The sequence below is a fragment of the Lactimicrobium sp. genome, assembly GCF_036453465.1.
In the GTDB taxonomy this organism is placed as follows: domain Bacteria; phylum Bacillota_I; class Bacilli_A; order Erysipelotrichales; family Erysipelotrichaceae; genus Bulleidia.
Window position 1 is genome coordinate 20,591 of sequence record NZ_JAZHUW010000016.1, and the last position, 26,912, is coordinate 47,502.

Below are 26,912 nucleotides of genomic sequence, written 5' to 3' on the forward strand. Positions count from 1 at the left end.
ATCAATATCAGTTTTGGAACTGTATTCTGTTATTTCAGTAAATGCCTCAGTTTCTGAGCCCTGCCGGCAAATGAAAAACACCATGGATCAGAATGTCCATCAGACCAAGCAGGATCATATCCTGACTTGTCTTATCAACATCCGGAATTGGAACCTGGAGAGACGCATGTTCATCCTGCACAGATGAAATCAGAACCACATGACGATTCTGTGCGCAGATTTTCTGATAAGCATCCTTTTTCTCCTCCAGAAACCGTCCGGAATACGAAATAACCACCTGAATGCCAGCGCTGACAGCAGGCAGAAAAGTATCACGATTATACTGTACAACATTTGCAGGATAGCCAAGAATAATTAGATCCTCCATGGCCGACTGCATCAAAGCCAGCGGAAATACCGCCCCATGAAACGTAATGCGTTTCTCTTCTTTCAGCCATTCTGCCAGTACTGCCATGCTGGTACAAGTCAAGAAACAATTCCTGCAGACAGGAAAGATCATACAGACATCCATAGAGCACTACGTGGCTGGCCCGCTGAAGATCTTTTCCAAAATTCTGCATCTCGGTTTTTGGCCAGCTGCCCTTTTCCTTGCCTGCTGTATAAAAATGTAATGTCTGTTTTTCTTTTTGCAAGGCAGAGATCATCTGGGCAAAGCTATGAAAACCTGCGCAGCTGTAAAACCGGTGAATGGAAGCCTTGGAAGCACTCGCTTCTTTCATGCAATGCATTTCATCCATACCTGAAAGTGTGGAAAGATGTGCCAGCAGCCAGCGTGCAATCATGGCATTGGTGTGATTGGCACCAGGCAATTGGCCCAGAATGATCAAACGATCATAAATATACATAGTCTGCTATATCTCAGATCAGTCCCTTGATCAGGATTACCAGTACAAGTACCGGCAGGCCAAAACGGAAATAATACTTCAGGAAAGAAGGAATCTTTACCCCTTTGCCGGTATTGGCTTCCTTCTGGTAGTTATCAAAGCCCCATCCAAACTTATAGGAGCAAAACAGTACCATCACCAGTGAACCAAGCGGCAGAAACAGATTGGAGACAAGGAAATCTTCCATGTCCAGCACACCTTTGCCGGCAATGGTGAAGTTTGACCAGACATTGAAGCCCAGCACACAGGGCATAGATGCCAGCAGAACAACAATCAGGTTGATTAAAGATGCCTTCTTACGCGGAATGCCAAAGTTATCCGTCAGTGTTGCATTGAGGTTTTCAAAGACGGCAATGACAGTTGAAAATGACGCAAAGGACATAAACAGGAAGAACAATGCACCCCACAGTCTGCCAAAAGTCATGTTTACAAATACATTAGGCAGTGTGATGAAGATCAAAGAAGGACCGGCATCTGCCTGTACGCCAAAGGCAGAGCAGGCCGGGAAAATGATCAGTCCTGAAACAATGGCCACAAACGTATCCAGCACGCAGATCCAGCCTGCCTCAGATGCCAGGGTGCGCTCCTTGCTCATATAGGAACCAAAGATTTCCATGGCACCGATGCCAAGAGACAGTGTGAAGAACGACTGGTTCATGGCCGCATTGATGACATTGCCAATGCCTGCTTCCTCAGCCCGTTTCATGGATGGCAGAAGATAAAACTTAAGACCGGCCATGCCGCCGGGAAGTGTCAGTGAATGAATGGCAAGAATGACAATCAGACCAAGCAGAGATACCATCATCACCCGGGAAATCCGTTCCAGGCCATTCTGCAGGCCCTGGGCAACAATCAGAAAACCAGCAATGACGGTGATGGCCATCCACAGCGTCATCTCTTTGGGATTTGCCAGCATGGCACTGAAGACACCGGATACCGCATCCTTGCTCATGCCGGATGTAAAGGTGCCGCTCAGGAATTTAAAAAAGTAGCCAAGCATCCATCCCGAGACAGTCGTGTAATACATCATTAACAGATAGCAGCCGATCGCACAGAACCAGCCATGGATATGAAACTTTGAGCCCGGTTTTTCCAGCGTTTTGTAGCCTTTGACAGCAGACTGCCGGGAAGCCCGGCCGATGGCCAGCTCCATGGTCAGAACCGGAATACCCATAATAATCAGAAACAGCAGGTAGAACAGCACAAAGATACCGCCGCCATTCTGTCCTGTTACAAATGGAAACTTCCAGACATTGCCGATGCCAATGGCACAGCCTGCCGAAACAAGCAGAAAGCCAAGGCGGGACTGAAACTGATCTCTCTTCACAATTCTTCCCCCTCTTCCAGTTTCTTGCGATAGTCAGATAATATCACTTCAAGATCATGCAGATTTTCCAGGGAAGACATCTTTGCCTTATACGATGCCGCATAGGGCATGCCGGTTAAAAACCATGGCGCCATGCCCCGCATCATATGCATGCCATCATGTATGCCTTCCAGATCACACAGATCCCTGGCATACTGCATGCACAAAGACAAACGCTCTTCATAGGATGGCTCCTTGTATGGCCTGCCCTCTTCATGGGCATTCAGTTCCTGCAGAAAGTACGGCCGTCCCAATAAACCACGGCCGATCATGACAGCATCACAACCCGTCTCTTTCCGCATTCTGTCCGCATCTTCCACTGTCTTGATATCCCCGTTGCCAATCACCGGAATCGACACTGCCTCTTTGACCATGCGGATATATGCAAGATTCACCGATCCCTGATACATCTGCGAACGGGTGCGGCCATGCACCGCAATGGCATCTAGACCTGCTTCCTCCAGGCGCTTTGCAAAAGAAGCACAATTGATATGGCTGCTGTCATAGCCAGCCCGGATCTTGGCAGTCACGGGTCTGTCCGTATTATTCTTGACAGCTTTAACGATTTCCGCCGCCAGATCTTCATCCTGCATCAGCCAGGATCCGGCATGAGATTTCAACACCTTGTGGACAGGACAGCCCATATTGATATCAATGATGTCGCAATCCGTATGATCACTGAGATATCTGGCAGCCTCGCCCATGGTATCCGGATCCGATCCAAATAACTGTAATGATACCGGATGTTCATGAGCAGAAGTGCGGCACATATCAAATGTCTTGGCATTGTGATAGTGCAGAGCCTTGTCAGAGATCATCTCCGATACAACAAGACCTGCGCCAAAGTCATGGCTTAACTGTCGATAGACAGGATTGGAAATGCCAGCCAGCGGAGCTGCCACAAACGGATTGCTTATTTCGACCCTGCCGATGTTCCACATACCTTCTCATCCACAATCTTCTGCAGCTCTTCCGGCGCATATTCATACTTTTTGCCACAATACTGGCACACAATCTCAGCCGGCTTGTTCTCTGCCACCAGTTCCTTGAGATCCTTCAGAGGCAGCGTCGCCAGTGCAGCCCGGTAATGTTCCTTGGAGCAGCCGCAGTAATAGGCAATCGGCTGATGTTCCAGAATCTTCGCATCCGGGAATACCGCAAAAATCATCTGTTCTACACTCAGATCACTGTCTGCCATCTCGGTCATTGGCTTCATGGTCTTTGCGGCCTTCTCACAATATTCGATCGCTTCCTCACTGGCCTCCGGCATCAGCTGATAAATCATACCGCCGCCTGCTTTGACTGTATTATCCGGGGCAACAAGCACGCCAACTGCCACCACACTTCTTACCTGTTCACTCAAGGCAAAGTAATAGGCATAATCATCACCGACTTCTCCTGTCTGTAAATTCACCACACCGGAGAAAGGCTCTTTCAAGCCAAGATCCTTGATCACGGTTAAGGTGCCATTGGTTCCAATGGCTTTGCCTACATCCAGATGGCCGTCTTTTCTGACCAGGTACAGATTAGGATCACCGATAAAGCCGCGCACATGGCCATCGCCATCCCCCTGTGCCAGTACCGTGCCCGCAGGTCCATGGCCATTGAATACACTTGTAATCTTTGCCTTGGGATCCTTAAGATCACTGGCCATCAACGCTGTGACTGTTAAAACACGCCCCAATGCAGCAGCACTGGTCGGCATGCAATGGTGCGTGGCACGTGCCTGCTCACACACGGTCGTCGTTCTGGCCGCATGAATGCGTACCTGCCCATCCAGGGCCTCTGCTATTACAATTTCATCCTGCATCATAACAATTTCCTCTGCATTCTTTCATTCATCTTCTTCATTTTCTTCATATCGATCTTGACCACCTTGCGGTCCGCCGTCAAAAGACCATTGCATTCGGTCTCCACATCACTCAGCTGCGTATAGATGCAGCCAGCAAGACCATCATCAATATTGGCAAGAATATCATGTTCATACAAAGCATTGATAGCCAGATCAAGATCACGCTTGTCACGGAACTTCTTATAGCCAAACAGCTTGTCGGCATTGCTGTGGCCATATTCAAGATACGCATAGCCGCCAAACTCCGATAACAGCAGAATCCGCTCGTCCAGACGCGGCACATGGAAGGCATGGAAATACACATGGCGGCTATTGAAATCCCCGCAGCCCTGATCATGCCAGCCCGAAGCACTGTCAATCAGTCTGGTCGTGTCATAGTCCGCAATATGGTCACTCACCTGACAACTGTCAAACTGTCCCCAGCCTTCATTGAAGGGCACCCATGCAAAGATCGATACACAGTTATACAGTGTATCCAGCATTTCATCCAGTTCATGCATATACATCTGCCGGCTGTCTTCACTCTCTCTGCCAAAGCGGCGGTAATTGCCATCATTCAGCGTGCGGATGCCAATCATTGGCAGAGCCTGGTGGGTCCAGAAAGAGAACGTATTGCCGCCATTGGGCATATCCTGCATGACAAGGATTCCCATCGTATCACAAAGGTAATACCAGCGTCTGTTTTCCTGCTTGACATGCTTGCGGAGCATATTGAAGCCCATTGCCTTCACTGCAGACAGTTCGTACTTCATTGCCTCTTCACTTGGATACGTATACATGCCATCACAGGAATACCCCTGGTCAAGCAGACCGCTTAAAAACAAGGGCTGATGATTCAAGGCAAAGCGGATATGGCCGGAGCCATCATGGCAGGAAGTAAAAGATCGCATGCCGAAATAGCTCTGCACATCATCATCCTCGGTCAGAATCTCCACATCATACAGAAACGGATCATCCGGCCGCCAGGCATGGAAGTCATCCATCGGCACGATGTAATGGCCATCCTCTGTCAATCCTTCATGATGAAAGGAGCCATCCCGGGCTGACACAATGATCCTGGCCTGATGGAACGGACCAGCCAGTTCCAGAAAGACCTGATGATGATCAAAGTCCGGTGTGATCTTGAGATCTTCAACCGCATGCACAGGCAGCTGTTCCAGCCAGACAGTGCCCCAGATACCCGCTGTTGGTGTATACCAGATGCCCTTGGGATTGAGACGCTGCTTGCCAAAGGCACACACACCCTGATCAGAGGCATCCTTCACCCTGACCATTAACGTATTCTGGTATTTGATCAGATGGGTGATATCAAGGGAAAACGGAGCATAGCCGCCAAAGTGCCGGCCAGCTTCAACACCATTGACATAGACGATGCATGTCTGATCCACTGCCTCAAAATTGAGCATCACTCTGCCTTCATCCGGTTTCCAGGCAAAATAGCGCCGGTACCACAATGTCTCACCCGGAGAAAGATTCTCATCTGTCTGGCTCAAGGCACTGCCCAAGGCAAACGGCACACAGATATACTTCCAGCCATCGGGAATGGTTTCGGCATTTCCCTGCACAATCTGGTATTCCCACATGCCATTCAGATTCAGCCATTGTTTGCGGCGAAACTGCGGACGGGGATACTCTGGCAGCGGATGGTTCAGATCCAGTGCCTCTCCCCACTTGCTTAAAACACCCATCCCCATCACTTCTTTCTATTCTGTATCAGGATACGCAGGAGGGCACAGCTATGCACAATCAATGCATACAGCACAATCTGTGCCTGCATATTGCTTGCTGCCACAGAACGAGTTACCGCAAAGCTGTAACCAACACAGATTACAAACGATACAGCACACATCACACTCTCCGCCAGCCAGGGGATCATCCCCTTTTTATCGATGGTATCCAGCACCCCCGGCAGCATCATCCCAATCACAACTGTCAGGAAAAAAGGCAGCGTCCAGAAGGCATACTCCGAACGGATCATGCCAAACAGCACAACCACCGCCATGCCCAGGCCTGTGCCAATGCCAAGAAGCACACTGAATACTTTTGTTTTCACACTCTGATTATCCATGCCACCCATTATAGCAAATCACACAAAAAGGACAGAGGGACCAGCACGTATTGCCAAAAGGATCTCCTCTTTCTGTCAGTGTTTGTGCCAGTCTTTCTGTTAGTCTTTCCGTTAGTATTACTGTCAGTATGGCTGCTTCTCCGATAGATATTTACCCACTCATCACCATTATCCCGTATTTCAGGATCACACATTCCGCCAGGCAATGAAATTTCCAGTACGCTTTCATCAAGGCAGAAGTTTCATTTCATCATGAGAAGTGTGCTATGTAATATGCAGAATATTTCGACAGCTCTGCATTAAGATGGTCATATCCCATCTTTTCCATTAAAGTTTTCTGATCAGAAAAGAGATTGACGCCGAGTCCCAATCTATCGCCTTCAATATCAAATCCAAGAAAGGAAAGAATTGTTGGAAACATATCCAGGGGGCTGAATTCCCGGTTTTCCATGTTTACATCAGTCGGCTCATCATTACTGATAAAGCAGTTATAAATTGTACGATCATAGTAATCCACATCTGCCACGAGATCATTGTCCATGCGTGGATGATCACCCGTTATGATAATCTGTGTATTCTCAAAGAATGGCTGTTCCATACACCAGTCCACAAAATCCTTGACCTGCCGATCTGCACAAGACACAACATTTGCTAACTGATCTGGATATTCATCCTGACAGAGATCGCAAACATATCCATCAACGTGATGTGTATCAACCGTAAGAAAAGTAAGGTTGAATGGTTCATCTTCTGATGCAAGCCTGGTCACTTCATCTTTTGCAATCTGGTACAGGTATTTATCTTCATAACCCCACCAGACATAATAGTCTTCTGGAATATAGCCTTTTTCAATCGCGGTATAGTAATCAAAAATCTCATAATTCCCATGCTGCTGAAAATATTCATCGCGCCCGGCAAAAGTTGCATCTGAGCCGCATAAGAATTCCTGATTGTAGCCTTGCGCATTTAATATATCGCCCAGCGTAGTCAAACCAGACGCAAAATTCTCACGATCATTCATCGAGTTCCCATCTACCGGAAAGGTAAACGGTATACCTGACGTTGTGCCAAACAATGCCCCCATTGTCCAACCTGTTCCGTTTACTGTATGCCAGCCGCCCAGTTGATTGCTGTTCGAGAAATTGATATTATCATCTGCCAGCTGTGTTAGATTCGGAATGTAATTATTGACAGGCTGATGACCGCCAGCCGCTTCGGAGGCATATGTTGTCTCCATGCTCTCCATATAAATGTAAATCAGATTTTTCTTTTCCTCATTTGTCGGAATTATACTTACGTTATCCGGATTCACATAATAATCTTCATAGATTGTAGTCTGGTCTTTCAACGAAGAAACATAATCTTTCACTGATAAACTGGCATCTGCCCTCGTCCACAAAGAACAGAGCATACAAACCGCCAGTACAATAGCCAACAGCCGATTGAGCAGGTTAACATGAAGATGCAGGTTCACTTTATTAAAAACATTGATGGAAACAACTGTCTTTACTTTGCGCATGACGCCTCTATCCCAGAAAAGGATGATCACGATCAGTGCCAGCACCAATAAAATGCCTGGCAGACAGTAGTGCACAGCTTCCCACAGAAAATCACTGTCCGCGCCTTTCATCGGCGAGCGAATCGTATACAAGATTTCCCTGAACGAAACACCGAATCTTTCATTAAACCAGTCCAGAAGATAATTCCCGGCAATATCGACAGTCAGTAAAACAAACAGAACGATGAAAAAAACAGTCAAAAGTATACCACGAATCACTTTCTTCATTTCCGCGTGATCTCCACATTTCCATGGAATGCCTTTTGTACTGCTTCAATAACGTAAGGAAGCAGGGCTGCTGCAATGAAAGCAATGACTGCATATGCCCCATCCCACGGACGCATTCCATTCAGCACCGGTATCACTTTGCACACAAATTTTGCAATAATCATATTCAACAGAGCAAAAATCCCATAATTCAGCAGATCATTGAAATCCAATGTTTTCTTATCCTGCCTGTTCCGCCAGATTTTCAAAGAAATCAATGGTGAAAAAAGCAAGCTGATCATTCCTTCCACTATTTCCATCTCATCCCCTCCGCAATGTTAAGAAAAAGTAAAAATATTAAAAAATGTAAGCATGATGATGTCAAGCATTAATTTAAACAGGATGACCTGTTTCAAACTTATCAGGAAGAATTTTTGACAGTCAGCTCACAATGTATTATTGAACCCGCTGGACGCATCAACAGAATAAGCAAGACACAAAAAATCCGAAGGACAGGATCATCCTTCGGATTCATAGATACATCAATTACGCTGCTGTTTCAGCCGGCTTCTCGGCAGGCTTGTCTGCAGGGGTATCCTCAATCGGCTCACCCTTGACAACCTTCTGGATCTGCTCAGCTGTCAGTGTCTCATACTCCATCAGAGCATTGGCAATGCGGATCAGCTCATCCTTATGTTCAGAGATGACTTCCTTTGCCTTGTCATGGCATTCATTGACGATCTTACGTACTTCCTCATCAATCTCAAATGCCACCTGACCGGACACATTGTTCGGAGAGTTGTAATCACGGCCCAGGAAGACATTCTCAGAACCAGAGTTGTACTTGATCGGGCCAAGATCACTCATACCATACAGAGTAACCATATCCTTGGCAATATTGGTAGCACGCTCAATATCATTGGAAGCACCAGTGGTGACATCATCAAAGAACAGCTCTTCGGCAACTCTGCCACCCATATAGGACGTGATCGTTGCCAGCAGATCATTCTTGGTATTCATCATCTTTTCTTCCTTCGGTGTCATCAGGTTATAGCCGCCTGCCTGACCACGCGGAATGATCGTGACTTTCTGTACAACCTGGGCATCATCCAGATACAAACCAACGATGGCATGGCCGGACTCATGATAAGCAACCAGCTTCTTGGTCTTTTCATCATACGTACGGGATACCTTGGCAGGTCCCATCATGACACGGTCAATGGCTTCATCAATCTGCTTCATACCAATCTCATTGAGATTTTCACGCACAGCCAGAATGGCAGATTCATTCAGCACATTCTCCAGATCAGCACCAGAGAAACCAGGTGTACGCTTGGCCAGTGCATCCAGATCGATATCTTTGGCAAAGTGCTTGTTTCTGGCATGAACCTTGAGAATGGCCGTTCTGCCTTTGCGGTCCGGCAGAGAAACCGTGATCTGACGGTCAAAACGGCCGGCACGCAGCAGGGCCGGATCAAGAACATCCGGACGGTTTGTTGCGGCAATGACCACAACACCTGTATTGTCTTCCATGCCATCCATCTCAACCAGCAGCTGGTTCAATGTCTGTTCACGCTCATCATGGCCGCCGCCAAAACCGGCGCCACGCTGTCTGCCTACGGCATCAATCTCATCAATAAAGATAATGCACGGTGCTGTTTCCTTGGCCTTCTTGAACATATCACGCACACGGCTGGCACCAACACCGACAAACATCTCAACAAAGTCAGAACCAGAAATGGAATAGAACGGCACATTGGCTTCACCTGCCACAGCCTTGGCAAGCAGTGTCTTACCAGTACCAGGATGTCCGGAAAGCAGAATGCCCTTCGGAATTCTGGCTCCCATTCTTTCAAACTTCTTTGGATATTTCAGATAGTCGATAATCTCGGCCATCTCTGCTTTTTCTTCATCACAGCCAGCCACATCTGAGAAGCGCACCTTGACTTTGCCTTCCAGACGGGCACGGGACTTGGAGAAATCAAAGGCCTGCTTGTTGGCAGAACCAGCCCCGGCCATGCGGTTGACCATCCAGATGGTCACACCAAACATCAGCACAACCGGCAGGAAGGACAGCAGTGTATCCAGGAAGGCATTGGACGCATCCGCATCCACCACCGAAATTCTGGCACCGCTGAGATCTGTCATGACCTTGGCAATCTCATCCGAAGTGCTCGGTACTTTGGAGCTGAAGGCTACCTTCTGGCCATTGCTCTCATAGACACCCTTGATGGTTGTCACATTGGAGCCCACGGACAGAGATGCCTGGGTCACATCCTGGTTTACCAGCACATCCTGCAGAGTATTGTAATCCAGCTCCTGTGAGGAACTGCCGGGATTCATTGTGAACAATGAAATCACTGCGGCAATCAGAATGACATACGGCAGAAACCGCAGCCACTTGTTAGCATCATTTTTCTGTTGCATTCTTACTGCTCCTTACCAGCATAACATTCATCCTTCAGCACCCCGATATAAGGCAGACAGCGGTACTTCTGGTTGTAGTCCATGCCAAAGCCGACTACAAACTCATCTGCCACCTCAAAGCCGACATAGTCAGCTTTCATATCATTGATGCGGCGGGAAGGCTTATCCAGCAAAGTTGCGACCTTCACACTGGCAGCCCCTTTATGTTTCAGCATTTTCACAACGGTATCAATCGTTCTGCCTGTATCGACAATATCCTCTACCAGCAGAATATCCACACCCTTGATGGAAGTATCAAGATCCTTAATGATCTTGATATCACCGATGGATTCTGTACCTTCATAGGATGAGACGTCCATGAAGTCATACTGAATATCAAGGTCAATATGGCGGATCAGCTCAGCCAGAAACGGCACTGAACCACGCAACAGCGCTACCAGCAAAGGAGCACGGCCAACTGCTTTATAATCCCCGGTAATCTGCTTACCAAGCTCTGCGGCACGTTTTTCAATCTGCTCTTCACTGACCAGCACTTTTCCAATGTCATTGTTTTCCCACATAGAAAATGCCTCCATGTCAGATATGATACCACAGCATGGAAGCCTTTCAGCAATCGTTTGCCTCTGTTAGCTGACACCTTAAGACCAATCAGGCAGATTTTCTTTACAGCAGTCAGAAAAATCAGAGATTTTCACGTCTTTCCAAAGGAAGCTCACTCACTTCATTCATAAAATCATCCGTAAAAAGATCCAGAATCTCTGTCAGATCAGTCCATTCTTTCCTGTTCATCCGATCTTTCTTCTGATTTCTAACATCATTTTCACTCATACCCCACCCCTGTTGCAGACAGAGTATTGTATGATTCTACAATTTCTGTCAATGATGATTCTTCCTGGCAAGTTCCATCAGGCTGCAGGCATGAACATACATGGAAGGAGCAGTGCTGTAATGATGCAGATCACAGCCAAGTCCCGGCACCAGGATGATATCTCCTTTTGCATTTATTACCACCGGCCAGCCAGTGCGCAAAGCGCGTGGAATATGCCTGTCCACAAAGAAACGGTGCACTGCTTTATGTCCAAACCGCATCAAGATCACATCGCCAGGCATCACATTGCGGATTGTTAATGGAAAATCATCTTTCGTTAATGTCACAGTTTCCACACTGCTGCCAGAAGAGGAAATCACATAGCAGCCATGGCTGCCATAGCTCACATGATCATAGATATCCTGATAATCACCCATATCAGGTACCAGATAGATATGCTGGTTTTCTTTACCAATCAGGCTGCCATGAAAATTAAGAGAAATATCACGATGATGACAAAGCGCATCCACTTCCTGCAGATATTTCTGACTGCAGGCATATTGATTATCCGGATCCAGATACTGCCGCAAGGCACTCAGCCGGACTTCTTCCCTTTTTTGCAGATAAACATCAAGATCAATGCCGTCCTGATCAAAGCAGGACATGGCATCCTCTCTGACCTTTTTCAGATGATCATTGGCATCTTCAATCTCTTTGAGAATCTCTTTTCTTTCCTGTCTGGAAAATGTTCTTTCAAGTCGGATCTGACTGCGCCGGTTTTCTCCACTCAGATTTGTTTCATCCACATAATACCGGATCTGATTCTTCTGGCAGTACGCTTCCAGCTGCTGCTTGGTATATGACAATAGCGGTCTGTATACCGGAATGCCATGCCAGTGTGACACAGCAGGCAAGCCATAATACTGGGGCACAATGCCCTTTTCCTTCTGCATTTGCCATGTCTCCAGCAGATCGTCCTGATGATGGGCCACCAGAATGCCATCATAGTTTCTTTCTTTGATAAGCTTCTCAAAGAAATCATAGCGCCATACCCGGGCAGCTGCTTCAAAGTTGCCGGTATAGACAAATGGATCATCCAGGATGGCAAGAGGCACAGAATGTCTGCTGCACCAGGATGTGACATAGCCCTGTTCTTCATCTGCCTGTTTCCTCTGGTGGTAATTGACAAACGCCGCAAGCACCTCAAGCTTTTCCTGCACACACATGGCCAGCAGGGCCATGGAATCACTGCCCCCGGAGACACCCACTACATATCGTTTTCCCTGATACGCTTCAAGCATGTCGTTATTCTACCATCACTCATGATCAGCCGCAGGATCCTTGTCTGGATCTCAATGAAAAGATCAGAACCCGGATCAATTCTGCCCATAACATCAATGACTCTGGCTGTATTGACATACTTGAGATCATTCAAAAACAAGACAGAGTTCTTTCTGAGTCCCGGCACCAGGCCGATCCGCATCAGGTGTTTCCTGCCGCTTGGATTATCAAGTGGATCATAGGCATTGCGATACTGCAGGGCATTGCTTGTCATCGGCACTAACAGTGCCTTTGAGCCATAGATGGAAAGCACCAGGCCGAAATGCTGGAAAGCACACTCATAGAGATACCCCTGGCCAAAGTCGGTATAACAGATATCTCCCTGCCGGATGCGGATACCCAGATTCTCACTGGATGACAGCTGGCAGCGCTCCAGATGATTGCGCTCTGAAATCATGGCCATTCTGGCATGATCCGGCATCAGAGCTTCATAGACACGGCTGCGGTAGTACATATAGTTCTGCATGTTTTCACTGTTCTCACTCATAGAAAAAGTCCCTTTCTGCCACTATATGGCCTTCGAAAGGGACAATTCCTCAATGTAAATAGATGAAAGCAAGCAGAAAACTGCCAGCCAGATATGCCAGTGCGCACACACAGAACAAATACAGCATCCATGCCTGCCCCACATGCCCCGGTTTCAGAAACTTCTCAAAGTTCACACCGGACATGGCATACCATGCCATGACAAAGCAGACAAGATAAACTGCAGTGCGCAGCAGAAACTGTGTCATTACTTTGTGCCGAAAATACGGTCACCGGCATCACCAAGACCCGGTACGATGTAGCCCTTCTCATTGAGATGGTCATCCAGAGCAGCCAGGTAGATGTCAACATCCGGATGGGCATGCTGGACAGCCTGCACACCTTCGGGTACACCAACCAGACTGACAAGCTTGATGGTCTTGGCACCGCGCTTTTTGATTGCGTTGATGGCATCCACGGCACTGCCGCCGGTAGCCAGCATCGGATCCACAACCATCACAATAGCCTCATCCAGATTGGACGGGAACTTGGCAAAGTACTCATGCGGCTTGAGAGTCTCCTCATCACGGTACATGCCAATAAAGCCAACCTTGGCCGTCGGAACCAGTCTGCGGATACCATCCAGCAGGCCGATGCCAGCACGCAGAATCGGTACAATCACAACCTCACGGCTCAGCTCAAAACCCGTAGTCGGACCAATCGGTGTCTCAATGCTCACCGGCCTTGTCGGCAGATCACGGCATACCTCATAGGCCATCAGCTCGGCAATCTCATCCAGATTCTCACGGAAATCCTTTGTTCCGGTCTCCTTTTTACGCATCTGGGTCAGCTTATGTGTAATCAGCGGATGATTCAATACTTCCAGCATATTCTTGCCTCCTGTTTTTTCCAGAACAATGATATTTGAGAATGATGCACATTTCAACGCACAATTTTGCAATCCCTTACCTAATTCATACAATCAGGAAATCACAGACAGCGTATCATCCACCGTTTCCTGCCACTGTTGTTCTGCAGAAATCGTGGCAGTACCATCACCTTTCTGCTGTCCATAGCTGCCAAACTGACAGTGATTGCCCCCGGAAATCATGAATGTATAGGTATCCTGGGGATAATGATCCTTGTTTTTCTCAACCTGTTTCTGATGGATGATCTGATCCTGATCCCCATCGATCATCACCACCCTCAGATCCGTGTCAGAAAGATCCTTTGTACTGTAGGCACCTAACAGAATCAAACCCTGATACTCTGAAACATGTTTGGCAATGTATACAGCTGCCATGGCACCGCCTAACGAATGCCCGGCCAGATACCACTTTTTGATCGAAGGATATTCTGCCTGGATGCCATCAGCCCCATTGATATCAAACACGGCCAGATGAAACGGCATCTTCACCAGAATGCATGTAATCCCGTTTTCGGCATACTTCTTTAACAAAGGCAGATAGGCACGCTCATCCACTTTGCCGCCAGGATAAAAGATGATCCCGGTATCACCTGGTTTCTGTGGCAGCACCGTATCATTTCCCTTGTCATCCTGCAGGATCGACACATCACCCTGATTCTCCAGTATCGCCATCGCTGTTTCATCCGGCTTGTAATAATCTGAGACATAAATGCCAAATGATATACCTGTCACTGCCACAATCACCAGCACAACAGCAAGGATGATCTTCAGCAGTGAATGCTTTCCTTTTTCTTTCCTATCTTTCTTATCCTTCATTCTTTTCTACCTGCAGATACTGGCCATCTTTATCCGCAATCCATCTGTCCTCCCCGATCCTGTACCATGTATAGCCGCCATTTTCCATCATGGCATCAAACGGATAGCTTTCATCCTTATACACAAGATCCACCGCATTTGCGGAAGAAGAAGGTTTTTCCCGCACATTGAGATTATCTGCCAGCACCGTCACCGTGCCGCTGACACTCTCTGTCACTTTTGCAGGGAAAAGATCGTCCATTGTCACAAACGCATTGCCTTTCAAGGCATCCAGATTCAAAATCCCCCACTGACCATCATGACATACATAGGCATGGCTATTGACCACATAGGAAACATTATCAAACTCACACGGAATGACTTCTTTGCCTGTTTCATCAATGAAACCCCACTTGTCATCCCGCTTCACCGGACAATACCCATCCTCAAAGTACAGTACATCCTGATAGAGATAAGACGTAATTGCTTCACCTGTGTCCGCTTTGACAATGGCCATCAGCCCATCCTTGTCAGCCATGAGCGAAGAAGGGTCCTGACTCTTTTCCTCAACTGCATAATAGCCATTGACAAAGCTGTCCTTCACCACCATGCCAGAGGGGCCTTCCGGCAATGCATTCCCACTTTCATCCAGCACCTGATATCCCGTAATAGCAAAAGAATCATCCACCACCGGCACAATCGAGCGATGGCCAGCGGCATCATAACTTTTATCACTGACAATCGAAGCCGTCTTGCCATCCTTGCCATGTTCCACATACACAAGCTTTCCATCCTGCATCACAAAACCTAGATCCTTCAGTGATTTGGAAGATGTCGGTGTAAAGGCAGACAGAGTTGAAAAATCACGGGAAATCCGATACACGGTATCGCCATCTGTATAGACAAACGTATGATCCATAGCATCATAGCTGATCTTATCCTTGTCAAACGTCACATTGGCACTGAATACATCACTGCCATCCAGATCCTTGATCGCCAGTGCCCCATATTCCGATACTCCCACAAACGGCGTACTGTAGCTATCCTTCATGCCATCATCCCAGTTCACCGGCATGCCTGTTTTCTCCCAGGCACTTGTATCACTTGTTTCAGAATACGTGGAAGTTGTCAAAATCAAAAGATCATCCATAGCCATCCCCGGCTCCACCACCCAATACGGACTGGCAGAAGGTGAAGTGGAGGCAGTTGCCGTTGAAACGGCAGAAGCAGTCGGTTTTGGTGCAGCTGTATTGACCTTCTTGAACAAATAGCCGCTGACACCAGCTGCCCCCACCACAATCACCAGCACCACAATGGCCGCCGCATATCCTTTTTTCTTCTTTGGCTTTTCTTCTATTACCGGAATCTCTTCCGTATCACGCTCATCATCATTTCTTTTCTTCTTCATAGTTCACTCCACGCATCCACAGCGCGGCCCCTTTGCAAAAATGGTATCATTATTTCACGATGAAAATACTGATTGTTCCCCTGATTGTACATCCCAAAGCAGATGCCCCCTACTTCCTTGCCCGCAGCATGGCAGATGTTTTTCTGTCTGCCGGCATGGAATGTGCCATCTGTACCGATCCCGAAAACACCTTCCGCCAGGTGCGGGTCTACCCGGCCCATCTGCCCCGTCATCCGTTATTCAACTGGATGGCAGACAACCGCTCCTATGAAGAATGGATGTATTCCCAGGGACTGCTCTCTAAAAATGCCGTGCTTTCCGATACCCAGGACATTCAGGATGCCATATCTGACTTTCATCCAGATCTCATTATTGCCATCAACCGGCCCGCAGCCAACATCGCTGCCAAGCTCAATGGCATACCATGCTGGACCATCGTTCATCCTTCCATGTACCGCAACGCCTGGTTTCCCAGCCGCTGCATGCATGGCATCAACCAGGCATTGACTGAGTTACAGACCGAGCAGGAACTCGATCTGAAAACATTATATGCCCACAGTGTGCGCAGGATTGCCTTCGGACCTCTGCAGAGTTCTCCTTTCCCAAATGATGCCAGTATCACGCGTCTTGGCTCCATGAACATCGAAGAACACCGCAGGACCAGAACCAACCGTGTCTGTATTTACCTTGGTGATCTGCACAGCCGGCCAAAGGCCATTGCAAAAGTCATTGAAGAAGCCTTTGCAGGTGCACCCTACTATGTCTATATCTGGATCAAGGATGTACCTGCTCACACTTACAAGAACCTGCATTATATCAAGGAGCCTGACAGCACTCTGATCAACGGCTGCTCTGCCATCATTCATGATGGCAATAACTACTTCTATAACCAGGCCATGGTCAATGGCATCCCGCAGATGCTGATAGCAGATCACACCTGCATGCGCAACTACAATGCCATGGCAGCCGCAAGAGGACACTTCGGCGTCTATCTGTATGAAGAAGACCTTGAAATGGCTGCTTTATACGAAACATACAGAAAACTCATGAGCGATGACCTCTACTATGAATGCGCCCAGAGATACAGAGAAATGTGCCAGCACCATGGCGATCTTTCACAGCTAAGTGATTTCACCTACATCGATCTCATCAACAAAGACGCAAAACAGCCCTGAGGAGAATTCCCAGGACTGTCTTTCTTTCATCAATTGGTATCGTACACCGTCGTACCATGATCCTCTTTACGCGACCATGACTGCCGTTCCTTCAAAGATTCACTTGAAAAATCAATATCGGCCAGCTTCTCCATGAAGGTACTCTTCATCTCAATCTGTTCGGTCACATCCTTGAGTCCATATTCCTCCAGCAGGGTTGGGGTATCACTGAACAGGTTGGTGCCTAACCCAAGCCTGTCTCCCTCAATGGTGGCGCCAAGAGCAGCCAGCGTCGTTGGAAGCGCATCCAGCGTACTGTACGTACGGTATTCGGTATTATCCGTTGAAACAGCACTGTTGATATAGGACACATACGCACGCCGCTGATACGTGGAAGCCACATCATCACAGAAATCCGAATCCATGGTCGGATGATCACCGCAGAGAATCACCGTTGTATTGTCATACCATGGCTGTTCCTGCATCCAGGACAGAAATTCAGAAACCTGATAGGAAGAATAGGCCATGACATTGGCATACTGATTGTCACCAAAGGGAGTTGGAATGCCAGGTTCGGCATAGCCATTTTCAAAATGTGTATCCACCGTTAACAAAGTCAGATTGAACGGTTCATCTGATTGTGACAAGGCATTGAGTTCATCCTTGGCAAACGAGAACAGCTTGCTGTCCTCATAACCCCACCATACTTTGTAGCCCCTGGGAATCATGCCGGTATTCAAAGCATAGTTGTAATCCATGATGTCATAGTCCCCATGTTCCATAAAGTACAGACGACGGCCGCCAAAGGAGGCATTGGAGCCAAGCATGAACACATTGTGGTAGCCCTCATTCTCCAGAATATCGCCAAGACATGTCGTATTGGCAAAAAACTTGGACTGGGTGATCATGTCATTGTTTTCCAGATTGTTCTTCAAAGGAAGACCGGATGTCATGCCAAACATCGCCCCCATGGTAAAGGTTGTATATGGCAGAGCATAGGCACCATTCAGAATGGACTGGGATCCCGAGAAATCTTCATTATTCTCTGCAATCTGGGTCAATTCCGGTATCACATCTTCTTCAAACCCGCCGCCATCGGCCAGATCGGAATATGTCACTTCCATGGATTCCAGATAGATGAACACAAGATTGCGTTTCTTTTCGGGAAAAGTAATCGAAACTGAATCCGGATCCACATAATTGTCTTCAATGAATGTGGATGGATGGGTCTGATAGTTGAGATAGTCACCAATTGCCAGAATATTCCATACATAAATATCCGTGATGGAAAGCACTGCCACCGAAGATACCAGGCAGATGATCAAAAGCTTTTTATAGAAGCCTTTCTTCCTTGTATGACGGAATAACTGCCAGAAAAAAATAATGATCAAGGCAGAAGGAATGCCAGCCTGAATAATGGCACTTTCCACAATCCCGCCGCCGGTGCCTTCCGTTGGTGCAGACAGCTGATACATCAGCTCATCCATGGTCAGGTTCTGCCATGTACGCAGCACCCAGGAAGAAAGAAGTGCCGCAATGACCGCAAAGGAAACAAGAAGAAGGCAGATCACATGGATCACCTTCCACTTGTGCGGCACTTTCTTCGTATCCTTATGCGTATCAGTATGTATTTGTTTTTCTTTTTTCTTCCGCATTGCAAACCCTTTACAATGCGAAATGATACCTGTGTTCACATAGAAATGCAAAACGACAAACCAGACACAAAGTAAAAAAGCGGTTTCCAGCTTACTTCAATACAGATAAGATCTGATCTTTCGTCAATGGCCCCTGACGAAGAATCGGCAGATCTTTCTTTGTACAGTCCACAATCGTACTTGCCTGTCCAAAGGAAACACTGCCCTCCATCATGCCATCAAGCAATGGACACTGCTGCTCAATCTCATCCAGATTTGTGCATACCGGCTGGCTGGACTGGTTGGCACTGGTCATATACAGCGGTTCTCCCACTGCCTTGATCAGAGCTGCCAGTTCTTTGGATGTGGCAAGACGAATCGCCAAAGTATCCATGCCACCATTGACAAAGGACGGTACTTCCTTCTTCTTTTTCAATATGACCGTCAAAGGTCCCGGCATGAATGCCTGCATGATCTTACGGCTTGTTTCATCCACTTCACAGATCGTTTCTACCTGAGAAAGATCGGCGCACATGATGGGAAAAGCCTTGGTCAAGGGACGGTTTTTCACATGGCGCAAATTGTCCTGTGCCTTTTGAGATAACATGCGGGCACAGACGCCATACACCGTATCCGTCGGCACCGACAGAACGCCATCTGCTTTCAGCACCGCAGCCATTTCATCAATTTCATCACCAGAATATCTTCTCATCACATCAACATCGTCATGATCATGCTTGCTGTCAGTAATACCACAAGCACAATCATGATGCCTTTCATTGCCTTTTTCTTCATCTGTCTTCTTTTGTTACAACTGTTCCATTATTCTTATAGATTGAATTAGCCGGCACAACACCGCGCACACATGATGTAGGGTAAACATTGCTGTTGGGGCCGATGACAGTGCCCGGATTCAGGACCGCATTACAGCCGACTTCCACATGATTGCCAACCATAGCACCAAACTTCTTCAGGCCGGTTTCAATCTGATGATCACCATCATGGACAATCACAAGTTTCTTGTCAGAGCGCACATTGCTGGTGATCGAGCCGGCACCCATGTGGGCATAATAGCCAAGAATGGAATCACCAACATAGTTGTAATGCGGTGTCTGTACATGATCAAACAGAATGACATTCTTCAGCTCAACACTGTTGCCAACCACACAGTCGGCACCTACCAGAGCAGAACCTCTGATAAAGGCACAGTGGCGCACTTCTGTACGCGGACCGATAATGCACGGTGCCCCAAGATAGGCACTGTCAAAAACCTTTGCACTTTTAGCAACCCAGACATTCGGGCTGATTTCTGTATATTCACTTTTATCCAGAGTCGGACCAAGCTTGAGAATCAATTCCTTGATGCCAGCCAGAGCTTCCCACGGATAAGTAAACTGCTGCAGATATTCCTTTGCGATTGTGTGATCCAGATCATACATTTCCTGAATTGTATACATGGATATTATCCTCCCCACAACTATCAGTTTATATACCGGGGCCTGAATGATGTCAATCTGCCTTTACCAGCTTGCAGAGCAGTGCATACCTGCCATCCTGTACCAGATCCGAGCAGGAACTGATCAGTACCGTCTGATCAGAAGGCGAAAAAGTCTGGGTTGACTGAAAGGTACTGTTATTAATGAAATTCTGCACATAAGCCGCATAGTCATCATCATCCGCAAACGATGTACGCACATAGGCATCAGAGCCCTGCTTGACAACACCGGCAATCGGATACAGCAGATAATCTGTATCCGGTGTTAAAAACTCCAGATATGGATGGGCATCATAGTAGGACTGGTCATTGTAGTAATCCAGAGTGGTAAGCATCGTATCATCATAATGGGAGAAGTGATGGCCAAAAATCACCGTATTCTTATCGACAAAGCCACGGTTATTCTGATAGTCTACAAAGATAGTGCCAAAGATACTGTATTCCCCATCCAGTGTATGGCGCAAGTAATAGCTGTTATCAGAGCCATATACCACCGGATAGTCAATTGGCGTATCCGGCTGCCGGATCCAGCCTGCCACATCAGAATTGATTGCTTGCAGAGCACTCCAGTCAATATTATCGGTAACCAACGATGTATCAGCAGAGGCAGAAGCGGAAGGGGTCGGTGTAGCAACCGTTACAGCCTGGCGCAGATCCTCATACTTCTGATCATTGGCTTTGTACTGATGCAGCTCAGAATAGATTTTCCATCCTGAGAACGCGGCCACACAAAGTGATACCACCAGTACGATATCCAGAAAAATCCGCCCGGATTTTGTTAATTTCTTTTTCTTCTTTGCCATAGGTAACCTCTGAGCCGTATTCTATCACATAAAAGGACAGACCTTGTTAGATCTGCCCCCCAATGCGGCTAATAGCCGCCGCTCCCCATTTCCGCATAATTGTAATTGAAGTCATAGGAAGAATTACTATCTGAACCATAGTAGCCATCTGATCCGGATGAATAGGAATCAGTACCCGAACTGGAACTATTGTCATACGATCCATCCGGAAGATCCTGCTGTTCAACCGTAGATCCATTAATCACATCCTGAATCACTTGTGCCACAAATTCAACCTGATTGTCATATGGATATACAACAGAGAGATACTCACCGCCAGCCGATGCACATGGACTGGATCCTGTCTCACCAAGCACATGATAGTTTACAATATTCCAGCTGATATTCTCACTCAGCTGCATCTTGGCAAAAGCATAGATGGAATCACCTGAAAGATCAGTGAGGAACTGACCATCCAGCGATTTCAAAAGACTCTCCAAATGCACAACAACCGAAGCACTTGTCAGTTTTTCAATGATTGCTTTCATTAATAGCTGCTGGTGCATGTTACGATCAAAATCACCATTTGGTAAATGATATCTCTCTCTGGCATATGCCAAGGCATATTCACCATCAAGGTGAATTGTGCCTTCAGAGAACTCATAATGCGGCCCGAACTGATCGCTGTCAAAAGCAAATGGGTTATCAACATCTACACCATCCAATGCATCAATAATCGTACGGAATGTCGTGAAATTTACGATCACATAGTGGCTTAACGTATCGCCAAGTCCCATGTAAGAATTTAATCCATCCAGTGTATTCTGTATTCCACTCAAGCCAAGATGCGTCAGCTTATCATAGGCATTCGTTCCATAAGCAGGATTAGGAATATAGGAATCCCGCGGCATAGAAACAATCGCAATCTGATGCGTCGTTGGATTTACCGTTAGTATCATGTCGACATCTGTTCTGCCTTCTGTATATAGCTCACCTTCCTGATCATTTCCCCCAATAAATATCGTGAACGAGTGCTCAGTCAAAGCATTTTTTTCCGTACTGCTAGCGGTACTTGATGCAATTGTATAAGAAGCAATGACCGTCGTTTCATTCTTAAAATTGGCATAGATATCCTGGTCTGTAATCATAGACACATAAGCATCTGACAGCACCATCACATCTGCCTGAGCTGTATACAGATATTCTGCCTCCTGCGTCACACTGGAACAATCCACTGTATCAACATTGCCCAATTGGCTTTCCACCTGTTGTAATGCATAGCTCTGATTTGATTTATCTGAAGACAGACACGTTGCAAAGGAAGCAGATCCATAATCACTGAGACTGGTCGAAACCGAACTGTCAGAGAAATACTCCGGATGTGCAGATCGATAATCCTCATTCATCACATACAGGCGGACTGTTGTCTTATTGCCAATGACATTTTCAAACAGATTGTCTACCAATGATTCGTAGTGAGGCACCAATACATCTGCCGCAACTAATGCAATAATCAAAATCACGTCAATGGTTTTAATGAACCTGCTTTTTTGAAAAGCATACGAAAGTATGCCAGTGAGGAACACAATAGCAGCAATCACAATCAGTGCCATCAGCTTCCAATCATCTGGCAAAAACGCAAGGCCAAAGATAATAAGCGCAAAGACTGCGGCACTGATCAGCACAAACAGCCATACGAATCTGGCACTCAGAACTCTCTTTTTCTTTTTGCGTTTAGACATTTTCTCTCCTGCTTACTTCTGATCAGCCTGCCGTACTGCCATCTGTTCCTGCCCCTGAAGCATTACCGGAGTCAGATTCCGAGCCTCCATTATTGCCACTGTTATCCCCATTATTCGCAGAACCATTGTCAGAAGGCGTAACAGGCTCGTTTGTCGGAACAACTTCATTATTCTGATCAGGTGTCGCAGCTGGCTGGTCATTGGAAGCATTGCCGCTACTACTATTAGTATTTGTATTCTGCTGTGGAACCTGCTGTTCCGGATACTGATTCTGGTTTGTATTCTGATTTTCTTCGTAATATTCATTACTGTTAGATACAGTACTTGAACTGCCTACTGGTTCTACGAGCACACCAGAGCCATCAGGAAGATCCTGCTGGGTAATCGTTTCACCTGCTTCAACTTTGTCAATTTCACTACTGACAAAGGAGATCTGGTTGGCATACGGTAAAACGATTGATAATGGTGTTGAACCTGCTGAAGCACAGACGGATGTACCTGTCGTACCTTCAATATGATAATTCACTATATTCCAACTAATGTTCTCATCCAACTGCTTCTGGCAGAGAGCATAAATAGAAGAATCCGTTAGGTTAGTCAGGAATGTTCCCTTTAACGCCGTTAACAGTGAATCAAATTTTGTAATGACAGCTGAACTTGTCAATTTGGAAATGATAGCTTTCATGATCAACTGCTGATGCATATTTCGATCAAAATCACCATTCGGCAAGTGATATCTTTCTCTGGCATATGCTAATGCGTATACACTATCAAGATGAATGGTTCCTTCAGCAAACTCATAATGTGGACCAAACTGATCGCTGTCAAAAGCAAATGGATTATCCACATCTATACCGCCTAAAGCATCAATAATCGTTCTAAATGTTGTGAAATTAACAAGAACATAATTATTGATCGGCGTACCAAGTAAGCTTGAAAGCTCCGTCATCGTATTCTGCAGACCAGACAAACCAAGATGGGTAAGTTTATCTGGTTGATTATTGTATGCTGGGTTTGGTACAAAGGAATCACGTGGGAAGGAAGAAATGAGAATCTGATGGCTGGTTGGATTGACTGTCACAATCATAACCACATCCGTTCTTCCGGTTAGAGATAGTTCACCTTCCTGATCATTTCCAGCAAAGAAAATTGAGAATGGCTGCGTTGTGAGCTCCGTATCTGAAGTTGCCACACTTACATCACTGGCGATCTTGATGGTATACAGAACCCTTGTATCACTTGAAAAGGATGCATATTCTTCAGTATCAGTAATCATGCTGACGTAATTCTGATTCAGAATCAATACCTGCGCCTCATTGCTGTACAAGGCAGATACTGCGTCTGTCAAAGAATCCTTGTCAGTTACATTCAAATCCTGTTTATCCAAAAGATTCTTTACTTCATTCAGAGCATTGCGCTGATTATCCTGATCAATTGACAATGTAGTAATGAATGTTGAATCAGAATACTGCTCGAGATCTTTTAACTCATCCTTTTTTTGAGAAAAACTTGTCGTATCTGTAAAAAGATCAGAATGTGATTCTTTATAAGAATCTGACATTACATAAAGATTCATCATAATGTAATTTTCTACATTCTGATCGTTAATTACATTTGATACCTTTGCCTTATAGATTGGCATCAGGCAGGATAAAATAGCCAGAGCGCATGCCAGGGCAAGGTTGATCACCCGCATCAGAATACGTGATGACTTTTTCCACTTTGTAAAAAGATACAAAGCAACAAGTATTATGGTCAATACAGCAAGTGCATACCATGTCCATTTGCGAGGGAACATTGGCATATTGTCGAAAATGGACACAAAAACAATTGCCGCAATATAGGCAATAAACCAGAACAGTATGGGGTTCAGATACTTTTTCTTTTTGGATTTACGATTCTTAGATCTGATCTCAGACACATCAATCTTTTCTGTATTCTCCTCAGAGCTTTCGTTCTTCTTCATCTGTCCCTCCTGTTTGAGCCAAAATCTTTATTCAGTATACAACATATAGTTGAATGTTCTGTGAACATCTTAGCAGTGGTCATTTTTCATACCGTGGCATCTATTAGCAGAGTCATCCTGATAGTTGCTTCATTTTTTTCGATGTGCTTCCAAATATCTTTCAAATCAAGGAGAGACTCTCCCTATGGACGAAACACATTCTTGGGTATTTTAGCACATGCCTGCACTGTCACAAAACAGCCGGTGGATTCTTAAACAATTTCCCACAATTCTGCCGCATTTGAAAATCACATGCAAAACACCGGAACTGTTGTAACGATAATGTAAAAAGGTCTTTATAATAGTGACGGATACGAGGTTTTTATGCCAGAGAAGAAGAAAGTATTATTGCTAGCCAATGGGACATCCGGCACCAATTCTGCTGTGAATGACCTTTTTGAAATGATCCGGCTGCTTTCAAAAGAAAACTGTATTGTCACAGTTTACCCTATCATTCCTCACCAGGGATTGGTTTGTGAAAACATACTGACCAGTCTGAATGACAACTATGATGTCATTGCCTGCTGCGGCGGTGATGGCACATTAAATCATGTTGTCAGCCAGGTAATAATAAACAAAATCCATGCTCCAATCGGATATATTCCTACTGGAAGCACGAATGACTTCTCCAGAAGCATTAATAATGGCAGAAGTCTGACACTGCAGGAACAATGTGATGCCATCGCCAATGGCATTCCATTTGCCTATGATGTTGGCAGAATCAACGAGGAATACTTTAATTACATTGCCGCATTTGGTGCCTTTACCAGAGTCAGCTATGACACCTCGCAGAAATGGAAAAACACACTGGGATATGCCGCATATACACTGAATGCAATTGCCAGTATCCCGGAAGGGCTTGCCTACCATACCCATGTTAAGTTTGAACATGATGGCATTGCAGATGAAGGTGACTATATCTTTGGTGCCGTTGCCAATACGAACTCTATTGCCGGCGTACAATCACCGCTTGTTCAAAGCGCAGAATTAGATGACGGACAGTTTGAAGTCATTCTCATCAGGCAGCCCAACAACTTAATTGATATCAACCGCATCCTGTCAAAACTTACATCTGGGAATACGGATGATAATTACGTCACTGTATTTAAAACAGACCACATCAAATTCAGCTTTGACAGCGAAACTGCATGGACTCTGGATGGTGAAAAAGGAACACCAAATACCAGTGCAGACATTCAATGTCTCAATAAAGCTGTATCAATTCTGATTGCAAAGGATTCAAAACAGGGCAGTCAGAGTGTACAATGATGGCAATCCCGAGGTGACTATGAAGAAAGAAAACAAGAAAACAGGATCTGCGGCTCTGAACGTGATCAAAACGATCCTGATGTATGCTGTATTGACTGCCGTGCTGCTATTTGCAGGTACCAAGGTCTTTCGCGTTCTGATGAATGGCACAACAAAAGCAAATGCAGAAGCAACCGCTTCCGCATCTGCCACATCAACAACGGCACCTACCGCAACGCCAACACCAACGCCTACGCCAAGTGTATCTGCAAATACAGTCATTGGAACCATCACAATTGGTTCTTCTGAAATCAATGTCCGCAGCACACCTTCAACAACAGGTGAACTTGTTACAACCGCACAGGCATATTCATCCTACAAAGTATATGAGAAAACAACCAGCGGAGGTTATACATGGTATCGCATTGCAGAAAATGAATGGGTACCAGATGGCGGCAATTGGCTGACATACACATCAAATTAACAATTCTTCAAGAAGCAAGATCAAACGCAATTTGTTGATCTTGTTTTTGATTAAGTTCAATAACCTAATTACTCCTGGTTATTAAATCTTAACTTCCAGAAATATTATCCCTTGAATGCTTACAGCCGTTGAGCTTGCTTACCCAACGGCTGTCTTTCTATTTCGTGTTTTTTATCCAGGCAATCACTTCTTCGGCTGTCTTTCCACTCTCCTGGAATGCTTGTGCTACTGCCTTGGTCTCTGCTTCTTTCTTCTGCTTGA

At 46.1% G+C, this 26,912-nt stretch carries 25 protein-coding genes; 3 read left to right on the forward strand and 22 right to left on the reverse strand.

Annotated features, from left to right (window positions below):
* Positions 1–46: 46 nt before the first annotated feature.
* From SOI44_RS05565 to SOI44_RS05640, 16 genes are all read right to left on the reverse strand, one after another.
* On the reverse strand, positions 47–469 hold the full coding sequence (locus SOI44_RS05565) for a hypothetical protein (protein ID WP_331348234.1): 423 nt from the start codon (positions 467–469) through the stop codon (positions 47–49).
* 389 nt (positions 470–858) lie between these two features.
* Entirely contained in the window at positions 859–2,211 is a 1,353-nt protein-coding gene (locus SOI44_RS05570) for a sodium-dependent transporter (protein WP_331348235.1), read from the reverse strand.
* Positions 2,208–3,191, reverse strand: a complete 984-nt coding sequence (dusB, locus tag SOI44_RS05575; protein ID WP_331348236.1) for a tRNA dihydrouridine synthase DusB — start codon at positions 3,189–3,191, stop codon at positions 2,208–2,210. Before dusB ends, SOI44_RS05570 begins: the two co-directional genes overlap by 4 nt.
* Entirely contained in the window at positions 3,164–4,063 is a 900-nt protein-coding gene (hslO, locus tag SOI44_RS05580) for an Hsp33 family molecular chaperone HslO (protein ID WP_331348237.1), read from the reverse strand. The genes dusB and hslO overlap by 28 nt, the downstream gene beginning before the upstream one ends.
* Positions 4,060–5,796 (reverse strand): glycoside hydrolase family 2 protein, encoded by a 1,737-nt coding sequence (locus SOI44_RS05585; RefSeq protein WP_331348238.1) that lies wholly within the window; start codon positions 5,794–5,796, stop codon positions 4,060–4,062. Before SOI44_RS05585 ends, hslO begins: the two co-directional genes overlap by 4 nt.
* Positions 5,796–6,170, reverse strand: coding sequence for a hypothetical protein (locus SOI44_RS05590; protein ID WP_331348239.1), 375 nt, complete (start codon positions 6,168–6,170; stop codon positions 5,796–5,798). Before SOI44_RS05590 ends, SOI44_RS05585 begins: the two co-directional genes overlap by 1 nt.
* Positions 6,171–6,420: 250 nt before the next feature.
* Positions 6,421–7,956: a sulfatase-like hydrolase/transferase gene (locus tag SOI44_RS05595; protein WP_331348240.1), complete on the reverse strand. Its 1,536-nt coding sequence runs from the start codon at positions 7,954–7,956 to the stop codon at positions 6,421–6,423.
* 525 nt (positions 7,957–8,481) lie between these two features.
* On the reverse strand, positions 8,482–10,362 hold the full coding sequence (gene ftsH / locus SOI44_RS05600) for an ATP-dependent zinc metalloprotease FtsH (RefSeq protein ID WP_331348241.1): 1,881 nt from the start codon (positions 10,360–10,362) through the stop codon (positions 8,482–8,484).
* A gap of 2 nt (positions 10,363–10,364) precedes the next feature.
* Entirely contained in the window at positions 10,365–10,922 is a 558-nt protein-coding gene (gene hpt, locus SOI44_RS05605) for a hypoxanthine phosphoribosyltransferase (RefSeq protein ID WP_331348242.1), read from the reverse strand.
* 121 nt (positions 10,923–11,043) lie between these two features.
* Entirely contained in the window at positions 11,044–11,190 is a 147-nt protein-coding gene (locus tag SOI44_RS05610) for a hypothetical protein (protein WP_331348243.1), read from the reverse strand.
* A 48-nt stretch (positions 11,191–11,238) separates the two neighbouring features.
* A complete protein-coding gene (gene tilS / locus SOI44_RS05615; protein WP_331348244.1) occupies positions 11,239–12,471 on the reverse strand; it encodes a tRNA lysidine(34) synthetase TilS in 1,233 nt (410 codons plus the stop codon).
* A complete protein-coding gene (locus SOI44_RS05620; protein WP_331348245.1) occupies positions 12,438–12,998 on the reverse strand; it encodes a hypothetical protein in 561 nt (186 codons plus the stop codon). The genes tilS and SOI44_RS05620 overlap by 34 nt, the downstream gene beginning before the upstream one ends.
* A 49-nt stretch (positions 12,999–13,047) precedes the next feature.
* Entirely contained in the window at positions 13,048–13,245 is a 198-nt protein-coding gene (locus SOI44_RS05625; RefSeq protein WP_331348246.1) for a DUF1146 domain-containing protein, read from the reverse strand.
* Positions 13,245–13,865: a uracil phosphoribosyltransferase gene (upp, locus tag SOI44_RS05630; protein WP_108775234.1), complete on the reverse strand. Its 621-nt coding sequence runs from the start codon at positions 13,863–13,865 to the stop codon at positions 13,245–13,247. The genes SOI44_RS05625 and upp overlap by 1 nt, the downstream gene beginning before the upstream one ends.
* A 93-nt stretch (positions 13,866–13,958) precedes the next feature.
* Positions 13,959–14,720 carry an alpha/beta hydrolase gene (locus SOI44_RS05635; protein WP_331348247.1) on the reverse strand — a complete coding sequence of 254 codons (762 nt, stop codon included), beginning with the start codon at positions 14,718–14,720 and terminating at the stop codon, positions 13,959–13,961.
* The gene (locus tag SOI44_RS05640) at positions 14,710–16,107 is read right to left on the reverse strand and encodes a WG repeat-containing protein (RefSeq protein WP_331348248.1); all 1,398 of its coding nucleotides are present in this window, start codon (positions 16,105–16,107) and stop codon (positions 14,710–14,712) included. Before SOI44_RS05640 ends, SOI44_RS05635 begins: the two co-directional genes overlap by 11 nt.
* Positions 16,108–16,166: 59 nt before the next feature.
* Here SOI44_RS05640 and SOI44_RS05645 point away from each other — a divergent pair, with 59 nt between their 5' ends.
* Entirely contained in the window at positions 16,167–17,282 is a 1,116-nt protein-coding gene (locus SOI44_RS05645; protein WP_331348249.1) for a glycosyltransferase, read from the forward strand.
* Positions 17,283–17,311: 29 nt separating this feature from the next.
* Here SOI44_RS05645 and SOI44_RS05650 read toward each other — a convergent pair whose 3' ends face one another.
* The 6 genes from SOI44_RS05650 to SOI44_RS05675 form a co-directional block, all read right to left on the reverse strand.
* Positions 17,312–18,916: an LTA synthase family protein gene (locus tag SOI44_RS05650; protein ID WP_331348250.1), complete on the reverse strand. Its 1,605-nt coding sequence runs from the start codon at positions 18,914–18,916 to the stop codon at positions 17,312–17,314.
* 91 nt (positions 18,917–19,007) lie between these two features.
* The gene (locus tag SOI44_RS05655) at positions 19,008–19,607 is read right to left on the reverse strand and encodes an L-threonylcarbamoyladenylate synthase (protein ID WP_331348251.1); all 600 of its coding nucleotides are present in this window, start codon (positions 19,605–19,607) and stop codon (positions 19,008–19,010) included.
* Positions 19,608–19,686: 79 nt separating this feature from the next.
* Entirely contained in the window at positions 19,687–20,352 is a 666-nt protein-coding gene (locus SOI44_RS05660) for an acyltransferase (RefSeq protein WP_331348252.1), read from the reverse strand.
* A gap of 52 nt (positions 20,353–20,404) precedes the next feature.
* A complete protein-coding gene (gene srtB / locus SOI44_RS05665) occupies positions 20,405–21,193 on the reverse strand; it encodes a class B sortase (RefSeq protein WP_331348253.1) in 789 nt (262 codons plus the stop codon).
* A 68-nt stretch (positions 21,194–21,261) separates the two neighbouring features.
* Positions 21,262–22,914, reverse strand: coding sequence for an LCP family glycopolymer transferase (locus SOI44_RS05670; RefSeq protein ID WP_331348254.1), 1,653 nt, complete (start codon positions 22,912–22,914; stop codon positions 21,262–21,264).
* 22 nt (positions 22,915–22,936) lie between these two features.
* A complete protein-coding gene (locus SOI44_RS05675) occupies positions 22,937–24,880 on the reverse strand; it encodes an LCP family protein (protein WP_331348255.1) in 1,944 nt (647 codons plus the stop codon).
* 363 nt (positions 24,881–25,243) lie between these two features.
* Between SOI44_RS05675 and SOI44_RS05680 the strand changes: the two genes are divergently transcribed.
* A complete protein-coding gene (locus SOI44_RS05680; protein ID WP_331348256.1) occupies positions 25,244–26,188 on the forward strand; it encodes a diacylglycerol/lipid kinase family protein in 945 nt (314 codons plus the stop codon).
* A 19-nt stretch (positions 26,189–26,207) separates the two neighbouring features.
* On the forward strand, positions 26,208–26,651 hold the full coding sequence (locus SOI44_RS05685) for an SH3 domain-containing protein (RefSeq protein WP_331348257.1): 444 nt from the start codon (positions 26,208–26,210) through the stop codon (positions 26,649–26,651).
* Positions 26,652–26,912: the final 261 nt, after the last annotated feature.